Annotated in this window: 27 protein-coding genes; 9 read left to right on the forward strand and 18 right to left on the reverse strand. The window is 26.5% G+C overall.

Features of this window, described 5'->3' with window-relative positions:
- Nucleotides 1–55 precede the first annotated feature (55 nt).
- Both AC4FQ1_RS09390 and AC4FQ1_RS09395 read left to right on the forward strand, forming a co-directional pair.
- A complete protein-coding gene (locus AC4FQ1_RS09390; protein WP_491169537.1) occupies nt 56–397 on the forward strand; it encodes a PadR family transcriptional regulator in 342 nt (113 codons plus the stop codon).
- Nucleotides 388–1,695: an FtsW/RodA/SpoVE family cell cycle protein gene (locus AC4FQ1_RS09395; protein ID WP_491169538.1), complete on the forward strand. Its 1,308-nt coding sequence runs from the start codon at nt 388–390 to the stop codon at nt 1,693–1,695. The genes AC4FQ1_RS09390 and AC4FQ1_RS09395 overlap by 10 nt, the downstream gene beginning before the upstream one ends.
- A gap of 22 nt (nt 1,696–1,717) precedes the next feature.
- Here AC4FQ1_RS09395 and AC4FQ1_RS09400 read toward each other — a convergent pair whose 3' ends face one another.
- The 4 genes from AC4FQ1_RS09400 to proB all read right to left on the reverse strand — a co-directional run bounded on the left by AC4FQ1_RS09400 (nt 1,718) and on the right by proB (nt 5,400).
- Complete coding sequence (locus AC4FQ1_RS09400) at nt 1,718–2,638, reverse strand: TraB/GumN family protein (protein ID WP_491169539.1); 921 nt, start codon at nt 2,636–2,638, stop codon at nt 1,718–1,720.
- Between the two features lie 230 nt (nt 2,639–2,868).
- Complete coding sequence (locus tag AC4FQ1_RS09405; protein ID WP_491169540.1) at nt 2,869–3,318, reverse strand: GNAT family N-acetyltransferase; 450 nt, start codon at nt 3,316–3,318, stop codon at nt 2,869–2,871.
- Nucleotides 3,319–3,336: 18 nt separating this feature from the next.
- Entirely contained in the window at nt 3,337–4,581 is a 1,245-nt protein-coding gene (locus AC4FQ1_RS09410) for a glutamate-5-semialdehyde dehydrogenase (protein ID WP_491169541.1), read from the reverse strand.
- Entirely contained in the window at nt 4,582–5,400 is an 819-nt protein-coding gene (gene proB / locus AC4FQ1_RS09415; RefSeq protein ID WP_491169542.1) for a glutamate 5-kinase, read from the reverse strand.
- A 375-nt stretch (nt 5,401–5,775) separates the two neighbouring features.
- Here proB and AC4FQ1_RS09420 point away from each other — a divergent pair, with 375 nt between their 5' ends.
- Both AC4FQ1_RS09420 and glpK read left to right on the forward strand, forming a co-directional pair.
- Nucleotides 5,776–6,483: an MIP/aquaporin family protein gene (locus AC4FQ1_RS09420; RefSeq protein ID WP_303127274.1), complete on the forward strand. Its 708-nt coding sequence runs from the start codon at nt 5,776–5,778 to the stop codon at nt 6,481–6,483.
- A 33-nt stretch (nt 6,484–6,516) separates the two neighbouring features.
- Nucleotides 6,517–8,016 carry a glycerol kinase GlpK gene (gene glpK / locus AC4FQ1_RS09425; protein WP_491169543.1) on the forward strand — a complete coding sequence of 500 codons (1,500 nt, stop codon included), beginning with the start codon at nt 6,517–6,519 and terminating at the stop codon, nt 8,014–8,016.
- Nucleotides 8,017–8,096: 80 nt separating this feature from the next.
- Here the strand turns inward: glpK and AC4FQ1_RS09430 are convergent, their stop codons facing one another.
- On the reverse strand, nt 8,097–8,285 hold the full coding sequence (locus AC4FQ1_RS09430) for a hypothetical protein (RefSeq protein ID WP_303127271.1): 189 nt from the start codon (nt 8,283–8,285) through the stop codon (nt 8,097–8,099).
- 217 nt (nt 8,286–8,502) lie between these two features.
- Here AC4FQ1_RS09430 and AC4FQ1_RS09435 point away from each other — a divergent pair, with 217 nt between their 5' ends.
- On the forward strand, nt 8,503–9,858 hold the full coding sequence (locus AC4FQ1_RS09435; protein WP_491169544.1) for a YjiH family protein: 1,356 nt from the start codon (nt 8,503–8,505) through the stop codon (nt 9,856–9,858).
- A gap of 40 nt (nt 9,859–9,898) precedes the next feature.
- Nucleotides 9,899–10,168: an ATP cone domain-containing protein gene (locus tag AC4FQ1_RS09440; RefSeq protein WP_303127267.1), complete on the forward strand. Its 270-nt coding sequence runs from the start codon at nt 9,899–9,901 to the stop codon at nt 10,166–10,168.
- Between the two features lie 194 nt (nt 10,169–10,362).
- Here the strand turns inward: AC4FQ1_RS09440 and AC4FQ1_RS09445 are convergent, their stop codons facing one another.
- The 9 genes from AC4FQ1_RS09445 to AC4FQ1_RS09485 all read right to left on the reverse strand — a co-directional run bounded on the left by AC4FQ1_RS09445 (nt 10,363) and on the right by AC4FQ1_RS09485 (nt 17,278).
- Nucleotides 10,363–10,611, reverse strand: coding sequence for a spore coat protein (locus tag AC4FQ1_RS09445; RefSeq protein WP_303127263.1), 249 nt, complete (start codon nt 10,609–10,611; stop codon nt 10,363–10,365).
- A 13-nt stretch (nt 10,612–10,624) separates the two neighbouring features.
- Nucleotides 10,625–10,810: a hypothetical protein gene (locus AC4FQ1_RS09450; RefSeq protein WP_303127261.1), complete on the reverse strand. Its 186-nt coding sequence runs from the start codon at nt 10,808–10,810 to the stop codon at nt 10,625–10,627.
- Between the two features lie 142 nt (nt 10,811–10,952).
- Entirely contained in the window at nt 10,953–11,273 is a 321-nt protein-coding gene (locus tag AC4FQ1_RS09455; protein WP_491149263.1) for a DUF5661 family protein, read from the reverse strand.
- 89 nt (nt 11,274–11,362) lie between these two features.
- On the reverse strand, nt 11,363–13,360 hold the full coding sequence (locus tag AC4FQ1_RS09460; RefSeq protein WP_491169545.1) for a molybdopterin-dependent oxidoreductase: 1,998 nt from the start codon (nt 13,358–13,360) through the stop codon (nt 11,363–11,365).
- Nucleotides 13,361–13,389: 29 nt separating this feature from the next.
- A complete protein-coding gene (locus tag AC4FQ1_RS09465; protein WP_491169546.1) occupies nt 13,390–13,599 on the reverse strand; it encodes a hypothetical protein in 210 nt (69 codons plus the stop codon).
- A 38-nt stretch (nt 13,600–13,637) separates the two neighbouring features.
- On the reverse strand, nt 13,638–14,597 hold the full coding sequence (locus AC4FQ1_RS09470) for an alpha/beta hydrolase (RefSeq protein ID WP_303127253.1): 960 nt from the start codon (nt 14,595–14,597) through the stop codon (nt 13,638–13,640).
- Nucleotides 14,598–14,752: 155 nt separating this feature from the next.
- Nucleotides 14,753–14,920, reverse strand: a complete 168-nt coding sequence (locus AC4FQ1_RS09475) for a (2Fe-2S)-binding protein (protein ID WP_303127251.1) — start codon at nt 14,918–14,920, stop codon at nt 14,753–14,755.
- A gap of 73 nt (nt 14,921–14,993) precedes the next feature.
- Nucleotides 14,994–16,697 (reverse strand): ABC-ATPase domain-containing protein, encoded by a 1,704-nt coding sequence (locus AC4FQ1_RS09480; RefSeq protein WP_491169547.1) that lies wholly within the window; start codon nt 16,695–16,697, stop codon nt 14,994–14,996.
- The gene (locus AC4FQ1_RS09485; RefSeq protein ID WP_303127247.1) at nt 16,697–17,278 is read right to left on the reverse strand and encodes a DUF1836 domain-containing protein; all 582 of its coding nucleotides are present in this window, start codon (nt 17,276–17,278) and stop codon (nt 16,697–16,699) included. Before AC4FQ1_RS09485 ends, AC4FQ1_RS09480 begins: the two co-directional genes overlap by 1 nt.
- 214 nt (nt 17,279–17,492) lie before the next feature.
- Between AC4FQ1_RS09485 and trhA the strand changes: the two genes are divergently transcribed.
- Complete coding sequence (trhA, locus tag AC4FQ1_RS09490; protein ID WP_303127245.1) at nt 17,493–18,140, forward strand: PAQR family membrane homeostasis protein TrhA; 648 nt, start codon at nt 17,493–17,495, stop codon at nt 18,138–18,140.
- A gap of 22 nt (nt 18,141–18,162) precedes the next feature.
- Here trhA and ybaK read toward each other — a convergent pair whose 3' ends face one another.
- Nucleotides 18,163–18,642 (reverse strand): Cys-tRNA(Pro) deacylase, encoded by a 480-nt coding sequence (ybaK, locus tag AC4FQ1_RS09495; RefSeq protein ID WP_368410140.1) that lies wholly within the window; start codon nt 18,640–18,642, stop codon nt 18,163–18,165.
- Nucleotides 18,643–19,068: 426 nt separating this feature from the next.
- Between ybaK and AC4FQ1_RS09500 the strand changes: the two genes are divergently transcribed.
- Complete coding sequence (locus AC4FQ1_RS09500) at nt 19,069–20,658, forward strand: ABC-F family ATP-binding cassette domain-containing protein (protein WP_303127243.1); 1,590 nt, start codon at nt 19,069–19,071, stop codon at nt 20,656–20,658.
- A 58-nt stretch (nt 20,659–20,716) separates the two neighbouring features.
- Here the strand turns inward: AC4FQ1_RS09500 and AC4FQ1_RS09505 are convergent, their stop codons facing one another.
- Both AC4FQ1_RS09505 and AC4FQ1_RS09510 read right to left on the reverse strand, forming a co-directional pair.
- Nucleotides 20,717–21,502 carry an HAD-IIB family hydrolase gene (locus AC4FQ1_RS09505; protein ID WP_303127241.1) on the reverse strand — a complete coding sequence of 262 codons (786 nt, stop codon included), beginning with the start codon at nt 21,500–21,502 and terminating at the stop codon, nt 20,717–20,719.
- A 71-nt stretch (nt 21,503–21,573) separates the two neighbouring features.
- A complete protein-coding gene (locus AC4FQ1_RS09510) occupies nt 21,574–23,328 on the reverse strand; it encodes a ferredoxin hydrogenase (protein WP_491169548.1) in 1,755 nt (584 codons plus the stop codon).
- Nucleotides 23,329–23,604: 276 nt separating this feature from the next.
- Between AC4FQ1_RS09510 and AC4FQ1_RS09515 the strand changes: the two genes are divergently transcribed.
- Entirely contained in the window at nt 23,605–24,495 is an 891-nt protein-coding gene (locus AC4FQ1_RS09515; protein WP_491149276.1) for a phosphatidylserine decarboxylase, read from the forward strand.
- Between the two features lie 20 nt (nt 24,496–24,515).
- On the opposite strand, the gene AC4FQ1_RS09520 is transcribed toward AC4FQ1_RS09515, so the two are convergent.
- Nucleotides 24,516–25,637 carry a Card1-like endonuclease domain-containing protein gene (locus tag AC4FQ1_RS09520; protein ID WP_303127235.1) on the reverse strand — a complete coding sequence of 374 codons (1,122 nt, stop codon included), beginning with the start codon at nt 25,635–25,637 and terminating at the stop codon, nt 24,516–24,518.
- Nucleotides 25,638–25,670: the final 33 nt, after the last annotated feature.

Raw genomic sequence — 25,670 nt, forward strand, 5'->3', positions numbered from 1 at the left:
AATCTATGCATAGATTATCTAGGTATAAGCTGAATTTAAAATAAGGAGTGGTTTTATGAAAGTTGATAAGGAGTTAATGAAAGGTAGCACTTCTCTTTTAGTTCTTGGATTACTAAATAGAAAAGAAATGTATGGATATGAAATAATAAAGGAAATTGAGGCTACATCAAACGGTATTTTTTCTTTTAAAGAAGGCACTTTATATCCAATACTTCATGGATTAGAAGGTGAAGGCTTCATAGAATCCTTTTGGAAATCTGGTGAAACCAAAAGGAAAAGAAAATATTATTCTATAACAAAAACCGGAAAAAAGCATTTACAAACTAAAGAAGAAGAATGGAATTTATTTAGTAATACTGTAAATAAAATTTTAAGGGGGAAGCCATTGTGCGATTAGAGAATAATGATTTAGTTATAAATTATTTAAATAATGTTTGTTCAAATGTAAAAAATAAAAAACTGCATAAAGAGATCAAAGAAGAATTGTTATGTCATATAGAAGAAAGTGCTCTTATACATCTTAAAATAGAAAATGATGAAAATATAGCAATAAAAAAGGCTTTAGAAAGTATGGGTGACTACAAAGAAATTGGTGAAAGCTTAAATAAAGTTCATAAACCAAATACTGAATGGAGCATAATAATTACAGCAATTATTATTTCCCTTGTTGGAATTTTAGCATTATATTATGTTTCTAATATACAAAGTCCATATTTCCTTAGTAGACATATCACATTTTCAATTATCGGTTTAATATGTTTCTTACTTGCAAGTTACTTTAACTATTCAAAAATAAAAACTTATTCAAAATATATATATGGTTTTTCTATTTTTTTAATTATGTTTGGTAGTTTTTTTAATCAATATATAAATGGAATAAAATACTTTTTTACTATTGGTTCTTTTTCTATAAATTTAGCAGAATTAATTCCAATACTTTTACTTTTATCATTATGTGATTTAATTAAAGACTTTTCTTACTATAATACTAAAAAATTTAATTTCTTAAAACTGCTTGCTTTGACTATATTACCAGGGTTCTTATTGACATACTTAGGAAACTTATTTTGTGTAATGATTTATTTAATCGGTGTTCTTGCCATACTTAAATTAAAAGGCTTTAAAAATAAATATTTAATCATTTCACTATTAGTAATATTTTCATTATTTGCAATGTTTATTTTATCAGCTCCATATAGATTATATAGAATTACTGGATTTTTAAATCCAACCTTAGATCCTTACGGTTCAGGTTATGTTTATACTCAAATTAAAGAGGTTCTTGAAAATTCAGTACTTTTAGGGCAAGCACCTAATCTAGATCTACACTCTATTAATATATCACTTAGCGATTTTATACTTACTTTTATAATATATAAATTTGGTTATTTAGCAGGATTCTTTACAGTTGCAATAAGTTGTTTATTATTGCTTAAAATATCCAAAGCTTTATTAAAAGTTAAGAATTCTTATAATCAATCTTTAATATTAGTAGTACTTACTACACTTTCAGTTAAATTTATATTTGGTATTCTTGTAAACTTAGGAATATTCCCAATTTTTGATATAGCTATACCATTTTTAAATTATGGTGGAACATCAGCTATTATAAACTTTATCTTATTAGGTTTAGTTATAAATATATATAAAGTAAAAACTTTAACTGATATAGAAAATTTAAATGTATGCAAATAAAAAGTGGCTTAAAGCCACTTTTTTATTCTATAGAGTTAACCGTATAACCTTTATTCTCTAACATCTTTATTATACTTTCATCACCAAAGAAATGTAATGCACCAACAGCTACAGTATATGTTTCATTATCTAAAAAAAGCTCATCTATCTTTTTAGCCATAACTTTATTTCTATTAGTTATCATTATCCTATAACTTAATGGATTTTTCTTTTGTAATTCTATTGCCTTTTCCATAATAGCTTTATTGCCTTTAGCATATCCATCCATAAGTTCTTTTGAATATTTTATAGTTTCTTCTCCACTTTCTAAAAATTTTCCCTTCTTATAATTATTTAAATTTAACTTTAATGATTCAAGTCCATTAATTTTACTTAAAAGATCAATTTGAAATTCCATATTTTCTAATTGAACTACTCTTTTTCCTTTACTAACTATAGTATCTTTTAACATATCATCAAAAGTTTCCATTACAAGATTTGCTTTATAATATAAAACAGATTCTAATTTATTCATAATTATATGAGGCTTTAAATTTTTTATATCTTTATAATCTATACCTATTTCATTACATATACTTTTTAAATTTTTTATTTGATTTTTATTAAGTTCATCTTCTATACTATGTCCATTTATATATACATTTTTTGCATTAATATTATCTATTTCCTCTTTAGATGGATTTATTTCAACTGCTAATACATCAGTTTTTCTTATTATATCTTTTACATTTTTATTGAAATAATTATATTCTTTATTTATAGGATGCATAGTCCCTATTAAGTACATACTTTTATTATTTTTTGTAACTTCCCATTGAAAGCCTTTTGCTTCAGGCTTTAAGTCTGATTTTAAATCAAGATTAGAAAAATATATTACTATACCTAAAAAAATAAAAATAGCTATAAAAGCATATATTACTTTTTTATATTTTTTTATTGCCATATCATCCCACTTCCTATTTTTTATATTTTTTCAATTTAATTGTAACATATTTTAATATAAATACTATAATATAGTATAAATTTGATTTTATCTTAAATTTATAGTATAATTTGTTTGAATATTCAGAAAATTATAGTAAGGGCAGCTACTAAAATTTTAGAGTTGACCACACTTACTATTTCAATACTATCTTAATTAAGCCTTCAGTTCATAAACTGAAGGCTTTTAATTTATCCTTTATACATCATTTTTATATGTGGTATTCCTGCCTCATCATATATATCTGATATTGCAACAAATCCAAGTGATTCATATAAACTTCTTATATACTCCTGAGAAGATAATTTTATTTTTTCATTATTAAAATTATGTTTAATATATTTTATAGCTTCTCTTAAAACAACTTTTGCTAAACCATATCCTCTATATTCTTTTTTTACTAAAACTCTGCCTATTCCTACTGCATCCTTATATCCAACACCTTTAGGAAGTATTCTAAGATATGCAGCTATTTTATCTCCGTCTTTTGCATATAAATGTATACAATCCTCGTCTTTTCCATCAAATTCATTTTCACATGTTATCTTTTGTTCACAGGCAAAAACTTCAAACCTTTCTTGGAGTATTTTATATAAATCATCATTTGTAAATTCATCAAATTTTTGAATACAAAGTTTCATTTAATACCCTCACCACTTTTATCTTATTTGTCCGTTACCATATATAATATATTTTATTGTTGTTAGCTCTTTAAGTCCCATAGGCCCTCTAGCATGTAGTTTTTGCGTACTTATTCCAATTTCAGCTCCAAAACCAAATTCTGACCCATCAGTAAATCTAGTTGATGCATTAACATATACAGCTGCTGCATCTATTCTTTGAAGAAATTTTTGTGAACTCTCATAACTATTTGTAACTATTGCTTCTGAGTGTCCAGTATTATGTTTATTTATATGATTTATAGCCTCGTCTATATCTTTTACTATTTTAACACTCATAATATAATCTAAATATTCTTTATAAAAATCTTCTTCTGTTGCCGCTTCAATATCACTAATTATTTTTCTTGAAGCTTCGTCCCCTCTTAAAATAACATCTTTTTCTCTTAAAGACTTCACTAAAATAGGAAGTATTTCTTCTGCCACATCTTGATGTATAACCAAGCTTTCTGCAGCATTACATACAGCAGGTCTTGATGTTTTTGCATTAACAACTATATTTTTTGCCATTTCAAAATCACAATCTTTATCAATATAAATATGACAATTTCCTGTTCCAGTTTCTATAACGGGAACAGTTGCATTTTTAACAACAGCATTTATAAGACCTGCTCCACCTCTTGGAATTAAGACATCTATATAGTCATTTAGCTTCATCATTTCCGTTGCAACTTCCCTACTTGTATCTTCAATAAGTTGAACTGAATCCTCTGGAAGACCTGCTTCTTTAAGTCCTTCTCTTAAAACTTTTGTTATTGCTATATTTGAATTTATTGCCTCTTTTCCACCTCTTAATATAACTGCATTTCCAGCTTTTAAACAAAGTCCAGCTGCATCACACGTAACATTTGGTCTTGCTTCATATATTATTCCTATAACTCCCATAGGAACTCTTTTTTGACCTATTTGAAGTCCATTTGGTCTATTCCACATAGAAATAACTTCTCCTACTGGATCTTGCAAATTAACAATTTGCTTAAGCCCATCAGCCATTGATTCTATTCTTGATTTATCTAATGATAATCTATCAAGCATAGCCTTATTGGTACCATTTTGAATTGCCTTTTCTAAATCTTTTTTATTTGCTTCTATTATTTCATTGCTTTTTTCTAATAGATTATTTGCCATTTTTTCTAAAGCTTTATCTTTATCTGTAGTTGTAAGATTAGCTAATATATATGCTGCTTCTTTAGCTTTTTGTCCCTTTAATATTAATTCACTCATCTAATTCTCCTTTCCATTCTTTAAAAATAAAGTACCAATTTCTTCACCATTTACTATATTAAATAATATTGAAGGCTCCTTACCATTAGCAAGAACCATATTTACGCCTTCATTATTTGCAGTTTTGGCCGCTGAAAGTTTTGTAATCATTCCGCCTGTTCCAAAGCTTGTTCCTGCTCCACCTGCTGCCGCCTCTAATTCTTCTGTTATTTTAGATACTTTACTTAAAAGCTTTGCATCTTCGTTACTTCTTGGATCTTTATCATAAAATCCATCTATATCTGAAAGTATTATTAAAAGATCTGCATTAACAAGACCTGCAACTATTGCAGAAAGGTTATCATTATCTCCAAATTTAACTATATTTTCTATCTCATCTATTGCTACTGTATCATTTTCATTTACTATAGGCACTATTCCCATTTCTAATAATGTATTAAATGTATTACATACATTATTTCTTATATGATCATCCTCAACTACATCTCTTGTAAGTAACACTTGGCCTACAGTATGACTGTATTCTCCAAAAAATTTACTATATATATGCATTAATTCACATTGTCCAATTGCTGCTACTGCTTGTTTTTCTCTAATACTTTGGGGCTTTTCTTTAAGCTTTAATTTGCTACTTCCAACACCTATAGCTCCTGATGTTACAAGAACAACTTCTTTTCCTGAATTCATTAAGTCTGAAATAACTCTTGCAAGTTTTTCAATTCTTGTTAAATTAATATTTCCATTTTCATAAGTCAATGTTGATGTTCCTACTTTTACAACTATTCTCTTGGAATCTTTTATTTCTTTTCTAATGTTCATTTTCTTTACAACCCCTTGTATTATTTTTTAACTTCTTTTATTATATAACCTTATTTTTTTATTTTCTATTATGTTCTTAATTTTAGCATAATATATTTTTAATTTAATATATATTTAATAAAAAAAGATTTTTACAATTATGTTTAAATATGATATACTATTCTTGTAAATGTTTTCATTAAAGTGTTTACATTCAAATTGAATATATTAGGTGTTTATGTGGTAGAGATTTAGAGTTAAGCATAAATTAGGATAGCTTATTTTCCTATGCTTAACTTTTTTGTTTTTTAGATATAGGTTTAATTAACGAATATATTTCATTAACAATTATAGTTAATGTTTGTATTATAAAACTAATCTAATGGGGGTATTTTTATGGTTAACTTTCTAGCAGAAATGATAGGCACAATGTTTTTAATTTATCTTGGAGATGGAGTTGTTGCAAATGTTGTTTTAAAGAAAACAAAAGGCACAAACAGTGGTTGGATGGTAATCACAACTGGTTGGGCATTTGCTGTTGCTGTTCCTGCCTTTATCTTTGGTGCAACAAGTGGAGCACACTTTAATCCAGCTTTAACTTTATCCTTAGCTGCCATAGGTGATTTTCCTTGGAGCCAAGTTCCTATGTATATAACTGCTCAAATGATTGGAGCATTCTTAGGAGCTACTTTGGTATTTATACAATATTATAATCACTTTGAAGTTACTGATGATAAAGACGGAAAACTTGGTGTATTCTGTACAGGCCCTGCAATAAGAAATGGTAAATTCAACTTTATAAGTGAATTCTTTGGAACTTTCTTATTAGTATTTGCTATTTTAGGAATTAATGCAGTTCCAATGGCTAATGGTCTTAATACACTTGCTGTAGGTTTACTAATTTGGGTAATTGGTTTAAGTTCTGGTGGTACTACTGGATACGCAATAAATCCAGCAAGAGATTTAGGTCCAAGAATAGCACATGCTATTTTACCTGTCCCAGGAAAAAGGGATTCAGATTGGAAATATGCTTGGATTCCTGTAATTGCTCCAATTGTTGGAGGACTTCTAGGTGCATTTGCATTCGTAATCTTATTTAGATAGTTAATTTATGAGAATTTATATGAGGTGAGTGAAATGAAGAAATATGTAATCGCTTTAGATCAAGGAACTACAAGTTCAAGAGCAATTATTTTTGATAAATACCAAAATATAATTGCAGTTAGTCAAAAGGAATTTACTCAAATTTATCCAAAAGAAGGTTGGGTTGAACACAATCCAATGGAAATTTGGTCTTCTCAATTCGGTGTTTTACAAGAAGCTATAGCAAAAAGTAATATTTCTCCAAATGAAATTGCAGCTATCGGAATAACAAATCAGAGAGAAACTACAATCGTTTGGGATAAAAACACTGGTACACCAATATATAATGCAATTGTTTGGCAATGTAGAAGAACAGCTTCTATATGTGATGAACTTAGACAAAAAGGATTAGAAGAATATATTAAAGATACTACTGGCTTAGTTCTTGATGCTTATTTCTCAGGTACAAAAATTAAATGGATACTTGATAATGTTGAAGGTGCTAGAGAAAAAGCTGAAAAAGGTGATTTACTTTTTGGTACTGTAGATACTTGGCTTGTTTGGAAGCTTACAAATGGTAAATCTCATGTAACTGATTATACTAATGCTTCAAGAACTATGCTTTTCAATATAAAAGATTTAAAATGGGATGATAAATTATTAAAGGAATTAAATATTCCTAAAAATATGTTACCAGAGGTTAAAAGCTCATCTGAAATTTATGGATACACAAATCTTGGTGGAGAAGGTGGAATTAGAGTTCCTGTAGCAGGTATGGCCGGTGACCAACAAGCTGCATTATTTGGACAAACTGCCTTTGAAAAAGGTGATGCTAAAAATACTTATGGAACAGGTTGTTTCTTATTGATGAATACAGGAAATGAGCTAGTTAAAAGTAAAAAAGGCTTAATTACAACTATTGCTGCTAGCACTAAAGACAATGTACAGTATGCATTAGAAGGTTCTATATTTGTTGGTGGAGCTGTAATTCAATGGCTTAGAGATGAATTAAAACTTATAACAGATGCATCCGATTCAGAATATTTTGCAAATAAAGTAAAAAATAATGGTGGAGTTTATGTTGTTCCAGCATTTGTTGGTCTTGGTGCTCCTTACTGGGATATGTATGCAAGAGGTGCTATATTAGGATTAACTAGAGGTTCTAATAGAAATCACTTAATAAGAGCAGCTTTAGAATCAATAGCTTATCAAACTAAAGATGTTTTAGATGCTATGGTTTCAGATATGGGTTGCGAAATAAATATTTTAAGTGTTGATGGTGGTGCAAGTAGAAATAAATTCTTAATGCAATTCCAATCAGACTTAATAGGTAAAAAAGTTGAAAAACCAATAATCATAGAAACAACAGCTTTAGGTGCTGCTTACTTAGCTGGTCTTGCTGTTGGATTCTGGCAAAATAAAGGTGAAATTAAACAAATGAAATGTATTGGAGAAACATTTGAACCAAAAATGGACTCTAAAGATGTTGACAAACTTTATTCAGGTTGGAAAAAAGCCGTTAAGAGATCAATGGAATGGGAAGATTCTGAATAAAATAAAAAAAAGAGCTATCATAAATATGATAGTTCTTTCTTTATTCCTATTTATTTTTTATTAAAAAATCCTATTTCTAATTATTCTTGATAATTAGAAATTGTATTTTCTATTTTTTTAATAGTATCATGTACTGAACATAATGAATCTTCTATCATTTTTTTGTTTTCTGATTTTTCAACAGTAATTGCAGCATGATTTAACATTGATTCTGCTTGTTTTAATTCATCTAAAGAACATCTTACATTTTGAATAGCGTTTCTTTTCATTTATAATGCACTCCTTTCATTCTTATACTAATAGTATGTATTATTTTTTTAATATTAAACCTGTATATTTAAGGATGCATTTATAATATTCTTATGTATATTTATAAATATTTTTAACAAAACCACTATCTTTTTTCATATTTTTGATGTATTATTAATATACATAGTGTATAAATATTAATTTTTAATGCATAAAATTATAAAAGGAGTGTAATTTATGAGTAATTGTATGAATAAATATAAGTTAAATTCATTATTAAAATTTTTAATTCCATCTATAATAGGAATATCTTTATTTATGATACCTTGTAAAATTGATGGTCAAGTAACAATTCCTATAGCTTTTCTTGCTAATTTTATAGAAGGAAATTTTACTGATTTATTAAAACTAATGGCTTTAATTTTAATATCGATATCTGTTATTGGAAGTATAATCATAAAAATTTTTAAACCAAAATTTTTAGTAAAAAATGAATATCTAAATAATTTATTTAATGTATCACCATTATGGTTTGTAGCTAGAATATTAGGAATGATTTTTATTATATGTTCTTATTTTCAAATAGGACCTGAATTTATATGGTCTGAAAATACAGGAGGACTTGTTTTAAATGATTTATTACCAATATTAATTGCAGTATTTTTATTTGCTGGATTTTTACTACCTTTGCTTTTAGACTTTGGTCTTTTAGAATTTGTAGGTTCTCTTCTTACTAAGATTATGAGACCTATTTTTAATCTTCCTGGTAGATCATCAATAGACTGTATAGCTTCATGGCTTGGTGATGGAAGTATAGGAATACTTTTAACTTCAAAGCAATATGAACAAGGCTTTTATACTAAAAGAGAAGCTGCTGTTATCGGAACTACTTTTTCAGCTGTATCAATAACATTTTGTTTAGTTATAATATCACAAGTTGGTCTTGCTCATATGTTTTTACCTTTCTATTTAACAGTTACACTTTCAGGAATAGTTGCAGCAATAATAATTCCAAGAATACCTCCTCTTTCAAAAAAAGAAGATTCTTATTTTGGAGGACAAGATTCAAAAAATCTAGAAGTTATTCCTAGTGGATATACTCCATTTTCTTGGGGACTTGAAAAAGCTGTTGAAAAAGCTGAAAGTAATACTAATGCAAAAGATTTCTTTATATCAGGAATAAAAAATGTTTTAGATATGTGGATTGGTGTACTTGCAATAGTTATGGCTATGGGTGGAATAGCACTTATGATTGCAGAATATACTTCTATATTCCAAGTTATGGGTATACCATTTATTCCATTCTTAAAGTTACTTGGAGTACCTGAAGCTGCTGCCGCATCTCAAACTTTAATTGTTGGATTTGCAGATATGTTTATACCTTCAGTTCTTGCAACTACAATAACTAATGAAATGACTAGATTTATAGTAGCTTGTATATCTGTAACTCAACTTATATACATGTCAGAAGTAGGAGGTCTTTTACTTGGATCAAAAATCCCTGTTGGAATAAAAGATCTAATAATATTATTTATTGAAAGAACTATAGTAACATTACCTGTTATAGTTCTTATGGCGAATATTTTCTTTTAATTGATAAAATACTAATATTAGTATTTAGGGAGGTTTAGCTATGGTAATAATAAAAAAAGATGGTCGTTTAGAAAATTTTGATATTAATAAACTAATTACAAGCATTAAAAGTGCTTTTAGCGATTGTGGCAAAATATTAAATGAATCTGATATAAACTATATAAGAAAAACTTTTGACTCTAAGCTTACTAACTTTATAAAAAAGAATCCTGATAGAATAATTTCAAGTTTAGAAATTAAAATATTTTTATTTGAATCATTAAAAGAATGTGGATTCAATGACATATCAAAAAAATATGTTTTATTTTAAATTTATAGCTATACCAAAATATTTGGTATAGCTATTTAAATATAGTATTCTATCTAACTCATTAACAACTTATTCTAATAAATAATAAATTTAAATATTAAATAACTTAAAATATAACTTGTAATCTTATAAGGATTATCTTAATTATATTTTAACTAATAAAGGAATAGAAATTTCTATTCCTTTATTTTTTATTATCCTTGAGATAATTGAGATTTTACAGTATTAATTTCTTCTGGAGTTGCTTGTTGAGCTGGAATATAATATCCCTTTTCTTTTGCTTTTTGGAATAATGCATATTGACGAGCTTCATCTTGATTTCTCATTACTTGAATTGTCTGTCTTAATTGTTCATTTTCTGTTTGTGATATTATATCACCATATTTTGATAAACTAGCATTAATTGAAGCTAAATAATCGCTTATCATTTCTTTTTCTTGCATTTTATATACCTCCCTAACCTAAGAATGACATTAGTTTTTCTTTGCTTGCCTTTGCATCTTGAGAATCTTTTTTAAGCATTTCTTTTAATTGAGGATCTGTGCATTGTTGTGCATAAGCTTCTAGTTTCTTTTCAACAGTACTATGACCACCAATTAAATGTCTTAAGTTTTGTAACTCTACTTCATTTAAATTAGCCATATAATCATCTCCTTTAATTTTCTACAATATTAGTATCTATTAGTTATAAAAAAATATTCATTTCTGTAATATGATTAACTTTGTAATAACTGTAAAATAAAAAACCTTTGAGTAAAATTTAAATATTACTCAAAGGTTTTCTTTATTTTTTCTTACTCCAATAATCTTTTGCCTCATCTTCTAACTTTTTCAATCTTGTATAATAATCAGGAAACTCTAATAAATGAGCTAAAGCGATTTGTCCTGTAAGAATTGGATCATTATTTGTAACATTAGTATTTGGAAATTTAGTTCCATGTTCAAGTTCAACTTCTAATCCCATTTTAAATTGTTTAAAATCAAATTTTTCTTTTGAAAAATCTATTTTTAATTTTTTAGCTATATCTTTTACTTCCTCATCTGAAAAAGAAACTTTTCCTAATTCACCTCTAAACTTAACTAACATCCACTTACTATTTTTCATTTTAAACCTCTTATAATAAATTATTTTTAAATTTATTATATTTATACATAAACATAAATGTTCTAATTTAAATATATTTTTAAGTAAATTTATTTTTCTATACTAACAAAAGTCTCATTATAGGTTATTTGTCCACCAATATCAGATATATCTGAAACAGTTATGTAATTAGGATTTCCATGTTTTGTCCACCAACCTACATACATCATTACAACATAATCAGCAATAGAATTATCTATTATAATTTCTACATTTATACTTCCATTTTTAGATTTTAATGTTACTTCTTCATAACTTTTTATTTTTAAATTACTAGCCATAGATTCATTTATATATGCTTTTGATATTCCTTCTTTATCCATCATATGTTGACTAAATAAAGTATCTCTGCTGTGATTAGTTAACAACCTAAATTTATTATTATTATCTTCAATAAAATCCTCTTTATATAAATTAATTTCAAATTTTCCCGACTTAGTTAAAAACCTTTTATCTCTCCATGCAACTGAATCATGTATTGTTATATAATTATTTTTTATTTTTTCTATAGATATATCATCTATATATTTATTAAGAGGTTGTATTATTTTTTCGATATATTCTCTTTTAGATACAAAAGGATAATTTTTTATATTTAATTTTTTAGCTAACTCCTTAAAAAATTCATATTCATCCATTCTTTTGTCTAATGGCTCTACAACTTTTTCATTATATATTATATATGGATTAGTCATTGAACTATAAAGTAAATCTTCGCTTTCTAAAGTACTTGTTGTTGGAATAAATAAATCACACCTTTTTGCAGTATCAGTCATAAACATATCAAAGCAAACTTTAAAATCTATTTTATCAATAGCACTATTTAATCCGTTTAAATTTTGTAATTGATTTAATAAATTACTCTTTACTATTACAGCCATCTTTATAAGAACATTGCTTTTAGTCAAGTCATCTTTAATCTTAGGTTTTTTAATATAAATATTATCTTTATAATATGTATTAGCATTAATAGATTCATTTATAAAGCTAACTATATCACTAGTATAAAATTTTCTATTGATACAAAAGTTTTCACTATTAAAAGGATCTGTATTTAAAACTGATGGATAAACTTTATTAGCATAATTAACTCCACCGCCACTTACTCCTATTTGCCCTGTTATAGCTCCTAATGTATCTATCGCTCTTATTGTATTTCCACCATTTTTATATTTTTGTATTCCATATCCTAAAAGTATAGTTGAATACCTTTCTGTATATAATTTTACAAGCTTATGTAAATCATCTAAATTAACTCCACATTTATTTAATAATATATTGAAATCTAATGATTCTAAATATTTCTTATACTTATCAAATCCTAAAACATATGATTTTATATAATTATCATCATGAAGTCTTTCTTCTATTATTAATTTTCCCATAGCTAATGCTAATGCACCATCTCCACCAGGTTTAATTTGTATATAAACATCAGATAACTTTGCTGTATTTGTATATATTGGATCAATAACTATTATTTTAGCACCTTTATCCTTTGCCTTTTTTATCATTTGCATAGTATGAATTGTTGTATTTGCAGGATTTTTTCCCCACACAAATATATTTTTACTGTTTAGCATATCTTCTAAGGAATGACTTCTTGAGTCGCCAAAATCTAATTTTTGTGCAGCAATTCCAGCACTCCAACATGGTCCACCTTTTTGTTTACTTACTCCCCCATAAAAGTTAAAAAATATATCCCCAATACTTTTTAAAATAGACCCATTACCATATTGCTCATAATACAATATTGAATTAGAAGAAAATTCTTCTTTATAATATTTTAGCTTTTTAGCAATAATATCCAATGCATCATCAAAAGATATTTCAATCCATTTATTCTCTCTTTTAATCATAGGTTTGTATATTCTATCTTTATGATTTAATCTATCTAGATGAGCTAATCCCTTTTTACATATAATTCCTTTAGTATATGGGTGATTTTTGTCACCTTCTATTTTAATTTCTTTACTATCATTTACATAAATATTAAACTTACAACAATCAAAACAATCTAAGGTACAACCATGACTTAACTTTTTCATTTAATACCTCCATTTAAATTTAGAAAAAATTATTTTTTTCTTTTATTTACTGATTTCCTATAAATATATATTCCATATATCATAACTGCAATTAAAGCTATTATATTTTTGATTTGATCTGAAAATGTACTTTTTCCTGAATAAATATCAAAGAATATAATTCCTCCACATAAAACTTCTCCTATAATTGCTACTATTAACGTTATTTTAGCTATTAACTCTTTATTTTTTAATTTCAAGTTCATTACTCCCCATTCTTTATATTTTATTTAACTTATTAAATATTTTTATCAATAAACTCCCTTACTGTTTCCCAGTATTTTTTAGGATTAACTGTAGCTGCTTTAGCATGTCCAGCTCCTTTTATTACTAACTTTTCTTTTTTACAATTAGCAGCACTATAAACTTTATCTAACATATAAAAAGGAACAAAATCATCCTTATCTCCATGAATAAATAAAATAGGAACCTTTGCTTTTGCCAATTGTTTAACTGATGATGCAGCTCCTAGAAAGTACCCTGCTCTAATTTTACACACTAAACTTGCCACGTTCATAAAAGGAATTGGTGGTAACTTAAATAAAACTTTTAATTCATATGCAAATTGATCCCAAACTGAAGTATAACCACAATCTTCTATTATCAATTTTAAGTTGCTTGGAAGTTCTTCTCCAGATGTCATCATAACTGTTGCTCCACCCATTGATATTCCATGTAATATTGTTATATTATCTCTTTCATTTTCATTTAAAAAATTAATCCAACTAATTATATCTAATCTATCATCCCAACCCATTCCTATATAATCACCTTGACTCATTCCATGACCTCTTAAATCTGGAACTAATAAATTGTATCCCATTTCATAAAAATGTTTTGCAAAATTAGACATAAGTTTTCCTTCACTCGTATATCCATGAACTGTTATAACCCACTTATTTGTATCATTTTTATTTTTAATCTTATATCCATGAAGCTTTAACCCATCATATGAATTAATATAAATATCTTCATAATTTGAGTCATTTAAAAACCACTTTAAATCTTCTTTTGCATTTTCACCACTTGTTTTATCTTTTGTTAATTTTTCTTCATTTTTTTCATCTTTAGAATTAAAAATAATATCTTTTGATACTTTAGGATTTATAGCTAAATTATAAAATTTATTGCCTATAAAAATTAATCCAATAATTATTAAAAAAATTACTATAAAGCATATGATAATTAAACTTTTCATAATTCTTTCCTCCTTATACCTTTTAGTTCTATATTGATATTATATGATAATAAAATTAGAAACTAAATTTAAAAGTGTGAAATATAATAAATTTTACTAAATGTTTTATTTATAAAAATAAAGTATCTAGCATTAATGCTAGATACTTTATTAAACTACTTATTTTCATCTATTAATCTTTGAATTTCATCTTGGCAACTACCACATATAGTGCCAGCTCCTGTTGCTTCACCAACTTCTTCAACAGTATGTGCACCATTTTTTATTGCTTCAATTATAGTGTCATCTGTTATTCCAAGACATGTACATATAACATCACTCATTATAATCTCTCCTTTTCTTACATATCATAAATATTATTTACAAAATTTATGTTAAATATAACTAAATACTTTATTATTTAATTTTAAGCTTTCTATATCTATTAAAAGCTGCCATTATTTCCTGTCTTCTTGGCATAGCCAAATTGCAAGCTCCACCTTTTGAATTATTAATTGATATTAATCCTTTTTCTTTTATTCTATTTAATATCTTATCTGTAACCTCTTTTAAAGTTGAATTATTATCAATAGCATTATCCTCTGCCCATTTCATTATATATCCTATTGAGGTTACTTGCTCTTTATCAACTATTTGTTCAACTGCCCTTAAATTTATATCTTCTTTATTTATGCTAATTCCATCAGTTCCTAAAGTTTTAATTTTAACTCCTTTAGGTCCATTTTGTATTATTCCCTTTAAAATTTTTCTATCAAAATCTATTTTAATACTTAAATCATTATTTTCAATCCTTTTAAGTATTAATCCTTTTGCAAGTTCCTTGGCTCTTAAAGTTACATCCTTTGGTTCATAACAATCCATTTGAATTACTGAATCTGCTATATCAAAATAATCTCCTGAACTACCCACAACTATTATTGTTGATATTTGCTTTTGCTCATATATCCCTTTAACTAATTCTATAAATGGTGTTATAGGTTCTTCTTCATTAGAAACTAATTTTTGCATTATATCATCCCTAATCATAAAATTAGTAGCTGATGTATCCTCATCTATAAGTAATAACTTACTATCACTTTCTATTGCTTCAACGATATTAGCAGCTTGTGATGTACTACCACTAGCATTCTCACTAATAAATTTTGTAGTATTTTTTCCATTTGGAAGATTATTTATAAATAATGATATATCATCTTTTACTATAGACCTTCCATCTTCTGCTCTAACTTTCATAGCGCTATTGTCAGTTATTACATATTCTCTTCCATCACCCTCAATATGATTATATACTCCAAGCTCTAAAGCATTTAAAAGTGTCGATTTACCATGATAACCACCACCAACTATTAAAGATATACCTTTTTTTATTCCCATACCCTTTATTAACCCTTTGTTAGGCAAATTAATTTCTACTTCTAATTCCTTAGGTGATATAAAGCTTTTTGCTGACTTTAAAGGTTTAGTTGATATTCCACTTTCCCTTGGAAGTATAGACCCATTACCAACAAAAGCTACTAAATTTAATCTTTTTAATTCTTTTCTTATAAATTGTTGATCACATACAAGCTCAACTCTTTTTGTAAGTTTTTCTTTATTTAATCTTTCATACTTTAAACTATTTTCAACTATATTTGGTAAAAAATCATAAATTATCTTATAAAGTTCCTTACCAAGTACAGTTCTTCCTCTAGCAGGAAAACCAATTTCAAATCTTACTTCTATTTTTTCTTTATCTATAATAACTGCTGTTCTATCTAAAATTTCTTGTGGACATTTGCTAATACTTATAATTCCACTCTTACCAGAACCCATAACCCTTTCTCCAAATTTATTTATGCATTGATTAAAAACTCTAGCAACAAAATCCTGAACAGCTATTTTTTTATGATATTCATTAAATAACTCATATGGTATTTTATTAATATTTTTATTCATACTCACTCTAATTCTTGATGGTGAAGCAAAAGGGTCTCCCTGAACATGATCTATAAATAAAATATAATCATCAAAATCATAATTTCCTTCTAAAGTTTTATATGCTTTATATCCTCTACCATCTATACTATTTATAAGATTTTTTAAATCACTTGCACCTTTCATTACTTATCATTCTCCTCTTTAACAAAAAACTCATCAATAAGTTTTTCACTTAATCTTCTATACATATTACTCATATTTACCATAGAACATAATAACAAAAACTTTTCTTCAAAATCGTTATTTCCTTTTACCTTTTTTTTAACCATTGTTTCTTTCTTTATAACATCTTCTCTAAAACTATCTATATCGCTATTGTACTGATTTAAATAATTTTCATATATATTTCTTAAATTTAATCTTTCTTCATCATTAAAATTTTCTACTATATTAGTTATAGATGTTTTTATATCAGTTAATGATAATGCGCCTTTTAAGTTATATATAAAGCTCATAAGTATTAAGTGCTCTTTTGAATATTTCTTATTTTTTATAGGCATAAGAAGTTTACCCTTAGCATAATTATTTATCATTGTTTTCGTAAGTACTTTATCATCTTCATTTCTTTTTGTTTCGTTATACTTTCCTTCAAAAAGTTGTATTACTTGATCCATATATAAATCTATTTCAGGTATATCATTTAATTTTATATTATTCTCTAAGTGTAATTCATCTATTAATTTATTTAATTCTTTAAATTCCATCTTGTTTCTCCTAATGTAGTTTTAAAAACTATATATTAAAATGTCTATATTTTTATAATAATAGTATTTATAAGATAATTCAATATTATTAAAGGAAATTAAGTGTTAATTTTAAAATTTAAGCAAATAATAACTTTGACCAAACACAAAATAAAAACATATAATAATATTATAACATGTAGTTTTAAAAACTACTTTATTAAAGGAGGTATTTATGTATAAATATTTAAGAGAACCATTAAATGGTTTAACACATATTATTGGTGCTGGTCTTTCATTAATTGGACTAATAGCATTAATAATAAAAGCTATTATTACAAATAGCAGCCTAATGACCATAGTTTCTGTAATTTTATTTGGTGTTAGTATGATTTTACTTTATTCTGCCTCTGCAACATATCACTCTGTAATTTCAACTGAAAAGGTTATATATACATTAAAAAAATTAGATCACTCAATGATTTTTGTTCTTATTACTGGGTCTTATGCTCCATTTTGCTTAATCGCACTTAATAATAAAGTCGGATTTATTCTTTTTGGAGCTGTTTTAATTTCAGCAATACTTGGAATTATATTTAAAATGTTTTGGGTCACTTGTCCTAAATGGGTATCAAGCGTTATGTATATAGCAATAGGTTGGTTTGCTATCTTTGCGATTTATCCATTATCACAAGTATTAATTCCAAAAGCTTTATTTTTATTAGTTCTAGGTGGAATTATGTATACAATAGGTGGTATAATCTATGCTTTTAAAGATAATAAATTTCAAATAGGTCAATTTGGAACTCATGAAATATTCCATATATTTATTATGCTAGGAACTTTATGTCATTTTCTTGCAGTATTTTTATATGTAATTTAAAAGGACTACAAACTTGTAGTCCTTATTTTATTAAATCTTTAAATTCAACTTTTATAGCTTTTTCTATATCATTAGGATTCATTTCTATTTGAAGCCCAATTTTTCCTCCACTAAAAACAATTTTTTCAAGTTCTAATGCTTCTTGTTGAAAAAAAGTCTTATATTGTTTTTTCATTCCTATAGGAGAACAACCTCCTCTTATGTATCCTGTAAGCTTATTTATATCTTTTACATGTATCATTTCAACTTTCTTTTCTCCACATGCCTTTGCACATTTTTTTAAATCTAACTCTTCTAATACAGGAATAACAAAAACATACAATTCTTTTGAATTTCCAACAGTAACTAATGTTTTATAAACTGTTTTAGGGTCTTGACCTGTTTTCTCTGCGACAGCAGCTCCATCTATATGTCCATCTGATGCATCATACGTTAATGCATTATACTCTATTTTATTTTTATCTAAAATTCTCATCGCGTTAGTTTTTTGCATTTTTTGCATTTTATTTACTCTCCTTCTTTAATCTAAATTTATATTTTATATTATAACACTGTATTTTTAGTTATTAATAAATACTTTTCATGTGATAATACTCTATAAATTTTTAAATAAACAAAGAACCACATAGTATAAAACTATGTGGCTAAATATATAAAATCCGAACAAGTCATACGCTATATTAACCTTTTATAAAGTTAATGAATCTCATGACCATTCTCCAACCTACAACTTTAATTATAAGATAATTTTATCATTTCTATAAAAACATTGTCAATAATATTTATCCATTTCTTCCATTTGCTTTAACGCTTTATTTTTACTTGCTTTGAAGCATTTTACATAAGTAATATTTTATTATAGTATTTATTTGAATTTATATGTTATAATAGGCAAATAAATATATTTATGAAATGAGGTAGAATAAGATTGATAACTGTATCAAATGTTAGTTTAAGATATGGTGGACGTAAACTTTTTGAAGACGTTAATTTAAAGTTCACTGCTGGAAATTGTTATGGTGTAATTGGAGCTAATGGTGCCGGTAAAAGTACATTTTTAAAAATCCTTGCTGGAGAAGTTGAACCAAATACGGGAGATGTATCAATTGCTCCTAATACAAGAATGTCTGTTTTAAAACAAGATCACTATCAATATGATGAATTTGAAGTTTTAGAAACAGTTATAATGGGTAATGAAAGACTTTACCAAATAATGAAGGAAAAAGATGCTCTATATGCTAAACCTGATTTTACTGATGAAGATGGAATCAAAGCATCAGAACTTGAAGGGGAATTTGCTGAACTTAATGGATGGGAAGCTGAAGCTGAAGCGTCATCATTACTTCAAGGACTTGGAATAGGAACTGATATGCACTATAAAAAAGTTTCTGAATTAACTGGTGGAGAAAAAGTTAAGGTTCTTTTAGCGCAAGCTTTATTCGGTAATCCTGGAATACTTATACTTGACGAGCCTACAAACCACTTAGATATTAAATCAATCAATTGGCTTGAAGAATTCTTAATAAACTTTGAAGGAACTGTCATTGTTGTATCCCATGATAGACACTTCTTAAATAAAGTTTGTACTAATATAGCTGATGTTGACTTTGGTAAAATTAAAATATTTACTGGTAACTATGATTTCTGGTATCAATCAAGTCAATTAGCTCTTCAAATGGCTAAAGAACAAAATAAGAAAAAAGAAGATAAAATTAAAGAACTTCAAGACTTTATTGCTAGATTTAGTGCTAATGCATCAAAATCAAAACAAGCAACTTCAAGAAAAAAATTATTAGATAAAATTACTTTAGATGATATTCAACCATCAACTAGAAGATATCCATTTGTTGGATTTAAACCTGAAAGAGAAGTGGGTAATGATATATTAATAGTTGAAAACTTATCAAAAACTATAGATGGAGTTAAAGTTTTAGATAACGTAAGCTTTAGAGTTAATAAAGATGATAAAATTGCTTTAGTTGGAAGCAACGAAATAGCTATTACAACATTATTTAAAATAATAAATGGTGAAATGGAGCCAGATAGTGGTTCATACAAATGGGGAATAACTATTTCAACAGCATACTTCCCTAAAGATAACTCAGAATTCTTCAACGATTGCCATCTTTCATTAGTAGATTGGCTTAGACAGTTCTCTGAAGAGAAATCCGAAAGCTACATAAGAGGATTCCTTGGAAGAATGTTATTCTCAGGTGAAGAAGCTCTTAAAGAAGCTTCTGTTTTATCTGGAGGAGAAAAGGTTAGATGTATGTTATCTAGAATGATGCTTTCAAATGCTAATGTATTAATGCTAGATCAACCTACAAACCACTTAGACCTTGAATCAATAACAGCTGTAAATAATGGTCTTAAAGATTATAAGAGTGTATTATTATTTGCATCTCATGACCATGAGTTTATACAAACTATTGCAAATAGAATAATAGATATTAAAGAAGATGGTTCTATAGTTGATAGAGTAATGTCTTATGACGAATACTTAGATACTATGAATTAATTAAATTTAACAACATTAAAAAGTTAGTGCATTAATTTATGCACTAACTTTATTATTATTATTTTATTATGTAATCTACTATTTCATGAACATAATCTATATGATTTTTTGCATACGCCTTAACACCATCTTCTGCTCTATTAAATGTATAACTATTATTTGTTATTTCAAACATAGATACATCATTAAACGAATCTCCTACAGTATATATATCATCAAAGTTTTTATTTTCTAATTTTAAAACTTCTTTTAATCCATTTCCCTTAGATGATCCTTTAGAAACTATATCAATAAAAAATTGATTTCTAAATATGCCAAGTTCATCACCAAACATATCTACTAATCTAGACTTTATTTTTTCAGCTCTTTCTATAGATCCATCTGCTGCAAATACACTCAAAATTAATGCTCCACTTTTTAAATTTAATATATCTTCCTTTTTAGCTACTTCAACTTTAAATTCTTCAAACATTTCAATATTTTCTAAATCAGTATTTTTATTATCTATTAAGTTCATTCCATTTCCATTGTCAAAATAAATTACTGTTTGTTCTTCATCTGAAAATTCTTCTATAATCTTTTTAACATTATCAAAATTAATCATACTATTTTTTATTATATTTTTATCCTTATCTAGTATTAAAGCTCCATTACATAAAACTAAATAATCAAATTCTAAATCATATTTATCAAATACTTCTTCCATACCTAAAAGTGTTCTACCTGTAGATACAATAAATTTATGACCCTTTTTACGTAAAGTTTTTATTCCTTCAAGATCTCTCTTGTGTATTTCCTTATCAACCAATAATGTCCCATCAAAATCACTTGCTAATAACTTCATAAATTCCTCCCTAAATAAAAAAATGTATCTCATACTTAATATAGCATGAGATACATTTTTATTATATAGTATTATACAATTTCTTCTGAAGATTTATCTTTTCTCTTATATTTTAAGTGTAATAACTCATGAGCTCTTCCATGTCCAGGTTCTCCCATATACGTTTCATACATCTTTAATAAAGCTTCATTTTCATGTGACTTTCTCTTCTTGAAGTTTTTATCTTGATTATATAAAACTGAAGCTCTTACGGCTTTTACATTTATCTTTTCTCTATTTTCAGCACTTACGTGTGGTTGACCACCACCATCTACACATCCTCCTGGACATGCCATAACTTCTATAAAGTGATAGTCTTTATTATTCATTCTTCCACTTTCCATGAATTCATAAAGGTTTGCTGAACCATTAACTACTGCTACATTATAATCTTTTCCACCTATATTTACTGTAGCTTCTTTTATTCCATCTAAACCTCTTACTGCATGGTATTCTATTTCTTCTAAACTTTTCTTTTCAACGAAGTCTTTAGCTGTTCTTATTGCAGCTTCCATAACTCCACCAGTTGCTCCAAATATAGCTCCTGCACCAGTGTATTCTCCCATTGCAGGATCTTGAACTCCATCTTCTAACTTAGCAAAGTTTATCTTTCTTGCCTTTATCATTCTAGCTAATTCTCTTGTAGTTATAACAGCATCAATATTTCTTAATCCGTTATTTTCCATCTCTGGTCTATCAGCTTCATACTTTTTAGCTGTACATGGCATTACAGTAACTGTAAATACATTTTTAGGATCAATATCTGCTATTTCTGGATAATATGTTTTTGTTGCAGCACCAAATATTTGTTGTGGTGACTTAGCTGATGATAAATTATCTATAAGCTCTGGATAACTATTTTCTACTTGTCTAACCCAAGCAGGACAACATGATGTAAGCATTGGGAATGGACCACCAGCTTGTATTCTTTGAATAAGTTCTGTAGCTTCTTCCATTATAGTCATATCTGCACCAAAGTTTATATCAAATACTTTATCAAATCCTAATTCTCTTAATGCAGTGTATAATTTTCCTGTTACATCTACTCCGTAACCCATATTGAATAATTCACCCATTGCTGTTCTTACAGCTGGAGCCATAGCAACTATTACGTGTTTTTCTGGATCAGCTAAAGCTTCTTCAACTCTTTCAATATGTGACTTTTCTTCTAATGCAGCTACCGGACATGCAGCAACACATTGTCCGCATAATAAACAATTTGTTTCATCAAAACACTTATTATCTGTTGGAGCTACCATTCTTGTTCCATCTATGTTTGTTATTTTTATAGCTTCTGTACCTGATTTTGATTTACAAGCAGCTTGACATCTTCCACAAAGTACACATTTTGTTCTATCTATAGTTATTGATTTACTTCTTTCATCAATATATTCACTCTTATCTTTTGGTAAAAAAGGTGTTGTAGCTCTTCCTTTGCTCTTTATAACTAATTTTAAAAGTTCACAAGTTTCTCTTCTTGAACATTGTCCACACTTAAATTCGTGTTTATTTAATAAAGTAGAAACTCTTGACTTAACTCTTTCTTGAACTTTTTCAGTATTTGTTCTTACAACCATTCCATCTTCAACTTTTGTAATACAAGCTAAAGCAAGATTTGGTTTTCCTTCTATTTCAACAGCACATACTCCACACTTACCTATATTTGAACATTCTTTTAAGTAACAAAGTGTCGCTATATCATTTATGCCATTTTGTCTTGCAGCATCTATTATAGTAGTACCTTCTGCAACTTGGATTTCCTTGTCATTAATAATTAATCTTTTCATCCTTAAAAACGTACCTCCATTAACTTAAATTTAAACCCTCTCAAAACTAAAAAGTTATAATTTTAACTAATCGAATTATATATATTTAAAATTATTAAAATAATCTTTAAAATTTAATCACTATTTGATTTTAACCTATTCTATACATAATATCAATTGCTTGTTAATATGTTATAATTTTCAAACTACTTCAACTTGCATTAAGTATTACTTTACTCTATACTTTTATTATATTTGTTAAGAAAATTTTTATAAAATTTCACAGAGGAGTAAAATATGATACTTGTATACAATAGAACTACAAAATCATACGAAGAAGAAAAAGTTGCCGGAATAAAATATTTAGAATGGTGCTATCAATCCCCTTCTGGAAGACGTATTACAGAACTTATTGTCAAAAAGAAAATTTGTTCAAAATTATATGGTTTTTTTTGCGATTCAAAATTAAGTAAAAAGAAAATACCTCAATTTATAGATAATTTTAATATAAATATGAGCATGTATTCTAAAGCACCTAAAGAATTTAAAAACTTTAATGACTTTTTTGCTAGGGAAGTTATCCCTACTGCAAGACCTATCCCATCAAATGATAATTTGTTAATGTCTCCTGTTGATGGAAGATTACTTGCTTATGATAATATAAACATGAATAAATTAGTTCAAGTAAAAGGAATAACTTATAGCCTTAAAGAACTAATAGGAGATTCTGAAATAGCAAAAAATTATGATAATGGAATTTGTTTAATTTTTAGGTTATGTCCTACCGATTATCATAGATATCATTTTGTTGATTCAGGCATACCACTTAAAAATCATAAGATAAAAGGGAATTACTATTCTGTAAATCCTATAGCAGTTGATAAAATACCTAAACTTTTCTGCCAAAATAAACGTGAATGGTCAATTTTTAAATCTGATCATTTTGATAATATACTTTATGTAGAAGTAGGTGCAACATGTGTTGGTAGCATAATTCAATCTTATAAAGAAAACAAAAAAGTAAATAAAGGTGATGAAAAAGGCTACTTTAAATTTGGTGGTTCAACAGTAATTTTATTTCTAAAAAAAGATACAGTTAAAATTGATAGTGATATACTAAAACAAACACAATTAGGTTATGAAACTAAAGTTTATATGGGTGAGTCAATCGGTAAAAAAATAAAGTAACTAGATAATATCTAGTTACTTTATTTTTTATTTATTATAAATTCTAAATCTTTTTTAAATTTATTTAAATCTTTGTCTAGTATTACAATATTTATATCCATTTCTTTAGCTCTATCAAATATAGATGTTTTTATTGGTCTTTTTGTTGCAACAAGTATTTTCTTGGTGTTTTCTCCACCTAATTTATCGCTATATACTTTTAATTCATTTAGTGTATTTTCATCGTATTTTGAACTATCCTTACATGATATTACAACCATTATAGAGTCTTTTACCGCAACGACATCTAATTCATTTTTTATATTTCCTTTTGGCTCATTCCACAAAAAAACTACGCCACTTTTTACATCATCAATTGTACTTATTTCTTTTACTACACTTTCTGTTAATATTTCAAGCCAAGTGCCACTTTTAAATATAAATGCTTTTAATTTATCATTTAAAAAAATTACATCTATACTATTATCATTATTTTCTCTTACTTTTATTAAATTTAATTTTTTAAATTTATCAATTATATTTAATAAAAGCTTTTTTTCGTTACTATCTAATTTATATAAATTAACTTTTACTAATTGAGGATTATTATAATCATGTTCAAATAAAGATGTATCATATAATTTTTGCTTATACTTATGCCACAAATCAATATTTTTATGTATTATTTTTGTAAAATCTATTATATTATTATCTTTATTTATTTTACACTCATAAGATATTATATTATTTCCATTAGCCTCAATTATATCATCTACATCTAAATCTGCTAATTCTTCCTCTATTAACTCTACTCCATTCTTAAACCAATACTCTCTTTTATTTGATATATCAACATATACAGATTCTATATTGTATTCAATACATTTAATTAAATATTTTAGAGCATCGAGAGTATTATCTATAGTTAAATTTAAAACTTCCTTACCTGTATTATCTATTAAGTTGATATCCTTTTTATTTATTATTTCTATATGCATATCTTTATTATATTGTTTATAAATGTTTATTAATTTATCTATCTTTTCATTTTCATAGTTAGAATCTATTATTATTTTTATATTATTAAATTTATATTTTTTAAACAATATTAAACTACTTTCATTATGTTCACCAAATATAGTGATTAAAGTGTTTTTTGCCATAGTGTTTCTCCTTATATAATTAATAGTTCCTCA

This window comes from Clostridium sp. TJA020 (assembly GCF_058310295.1).

What these genes read in the sequence shown, in the direction of transcription:
- AC4FQ1_RS09440 (WP_303127267.1), top strand. Translation starts at nt 9,899, where the DNA reads ATGGTAATAATAAAAAAAGATGGTCGTTTAGAAAATTTTGATATTAAT.
- AC4FQ1_RS09445 (WP_303127263.1), bottom strand. Translation starts at nt 10,611, where the DNA reads ATGCAAGAAAAAGAAATGATAAGCGATTATTTAGCTTCAATTAATGCT.
- trhA (WP_303127245.1), top strand. Translation starts at nt 17,493, where the DNA reads ATGTATAAATATTTAAGAGAACCATTAAATGGTTTAACACATATTATT.
- ybaK (WP_368410140.1), bottom strand. Translation starts at nt 18,642, where the DNA reads ATGCAAAAAATGCAAAAAACTAACGCGATGAGAATTTTAGATAAAAAT.
- AC4FQ1_RS09455 (WP_491149263.1), bottom strand. Translation starts at nt 11,273, where the DNA reads ATGAAAAATAGTAAGTGGATGTTAGTTAAGTTTAGAGGTGAATTAGGA.
- AC4FQ1_RS09485 (WP_303127247.1), bottom strand. Translation starts at nt 17,278, where the DNA reads ATGGAATTTAAAGAATTAAATAAATTAATAGATGAATTACACTTAGAG.
- AC4FQ1_RS09480 (WP_491169547.1), bottom strand. Translation starts at nt 16,697, where the DNA reads ATGAAAGGTGCAAGTGATTTAAAAAATCTTATAAATAGTATAGATGGT.
- AC4FQ1_RS09420 (WP_303127274.1), top strand. Translation starts at nt 5,776, where the DNA reads ATGGTTAACTTTCTAGCAGAAATGATAGGCACAATGTTTTTAATTTAT.
- AC4FQ1_RS09460 (WP_491169545.1), bottom strand. Translation starts at nt 13,360, where the DNA reads ATGAAAAAGTTAAGTCATGGTTGTACCTTAGATTGTTTTGATTGTTGT.
- AC4FQ1_RS09505 (WP_303127241.1), bottom strand. Translation starts at nt 21,502, where the DNA reads ATGAAGTTATTAGCAAGTGATTTTGATGGGACATTATTGGTTGATAAG.
- AC4FQ1_RS09430 (WP_303127271.1), bottom strand. Translation starts at nt 8,285, where the DNA reads ATGAAAAGAAACGCTATTCAAAATGTAAGATGTTCTTTAGATGAATTA.
- AC4FQ1_RS09470 (WP_303127253.1), bottom strand. Translation starts at nt 14,597, where the DNA reads ATGAAAAGTTTAATTATCATATGCTTTATAGTAATTTTTTTAATAATT.
- AC4FQ1_RS09520 (WP_303127235.1), bottom strand. Translation starts at nt 25,637, where the DNA reads ATGGCAAAAAACACTTTAATCACTATATTTGGTGAACATAATGAAAGT.
- AC4FQ1_RS09475 (WP_303127251.1), bottom strand. Translation starts at nt 14,920, where the DNA reads ATGAGTGATGTTATATGTACATGTCTTGGAATAACAGATGACACTATA.
- AC4FQ1_RS09515 (WP_491149276.1), top strand. Translation starts at nt 23,605, where the DNA reads ATGATACTTGTATACAATAGAACTACAAAATCATACGAAGAAGAAAAA.
- AC4FQ1_RS09410 (WP_491169541.1), bottom strand. Translation starts at nt 4,581, where the DNA reads ATGAGTGAATTAATATTAAAGGGACAAAAAGCTAAAGAAGCAGCATAT.
- glpK (WP_491169543.1), top strand. Translation starts at nt 6,517, where the DNA reads ATGAAGAAATATGTAATCGCTTTAGATCAAGGAACTACAAGTTCAAGA.
- AC4FQ1_RS09435 (WP_491169544.1), top strand. Translation starts at nt 8,503, where the DNA reads ATGAGTAATTGTATGAATAAATATAAGTTAAATTCATTATTAAAATTT.
- AC4FQ1_RS09390 (WP_491169537.1), top strand. Translation starts at nt 56, where the DNA reads ATGAAAGTTGATAAGGAGTTAATGAAAGGTAGCACTTCTCTTTTAGTT.
- AC4FQ1_RS09405 (WP_491169540.1), bottom strand. Translation starts at nt 3,318, where the DNA reads ATGAAACTTTGTATTCAAAAATTTGATGAATTTACAAATGATGATTTA.
- AC4FQ1_RS09400 (WP_491169539.1), bottom strand. Translation starts at nt 2,638, where the DNA reads ATGGCAATAAAAAAATATAAAAAAGTAATATATGCTTTTATAGCTATT.
- AC4FQ1_RS09450 (WP_303127261.1), bottom strand. Translation starts at nt 10,810, where the DNA reads ATGGCTAATTTAAATGAAGTAGAGTTACAAAACTTAAGACATTTAATT.
- AC4FQ1_RS09510 (WP_491169548.1), bottom strand. Translation starts at nt 23,328, where the DNA reads ATGAAAAGATTAATTATTAATGACAAGGAAATCCAAGTTGCAGAAGGT.
- proB (WP_491169542.1), bottom strand. Translation starts at nt 5,400, where the DNA reads ATGAACATTAGAAAAGAAATAAAAGATTCCAAGAGAATAGTTGTAAAA.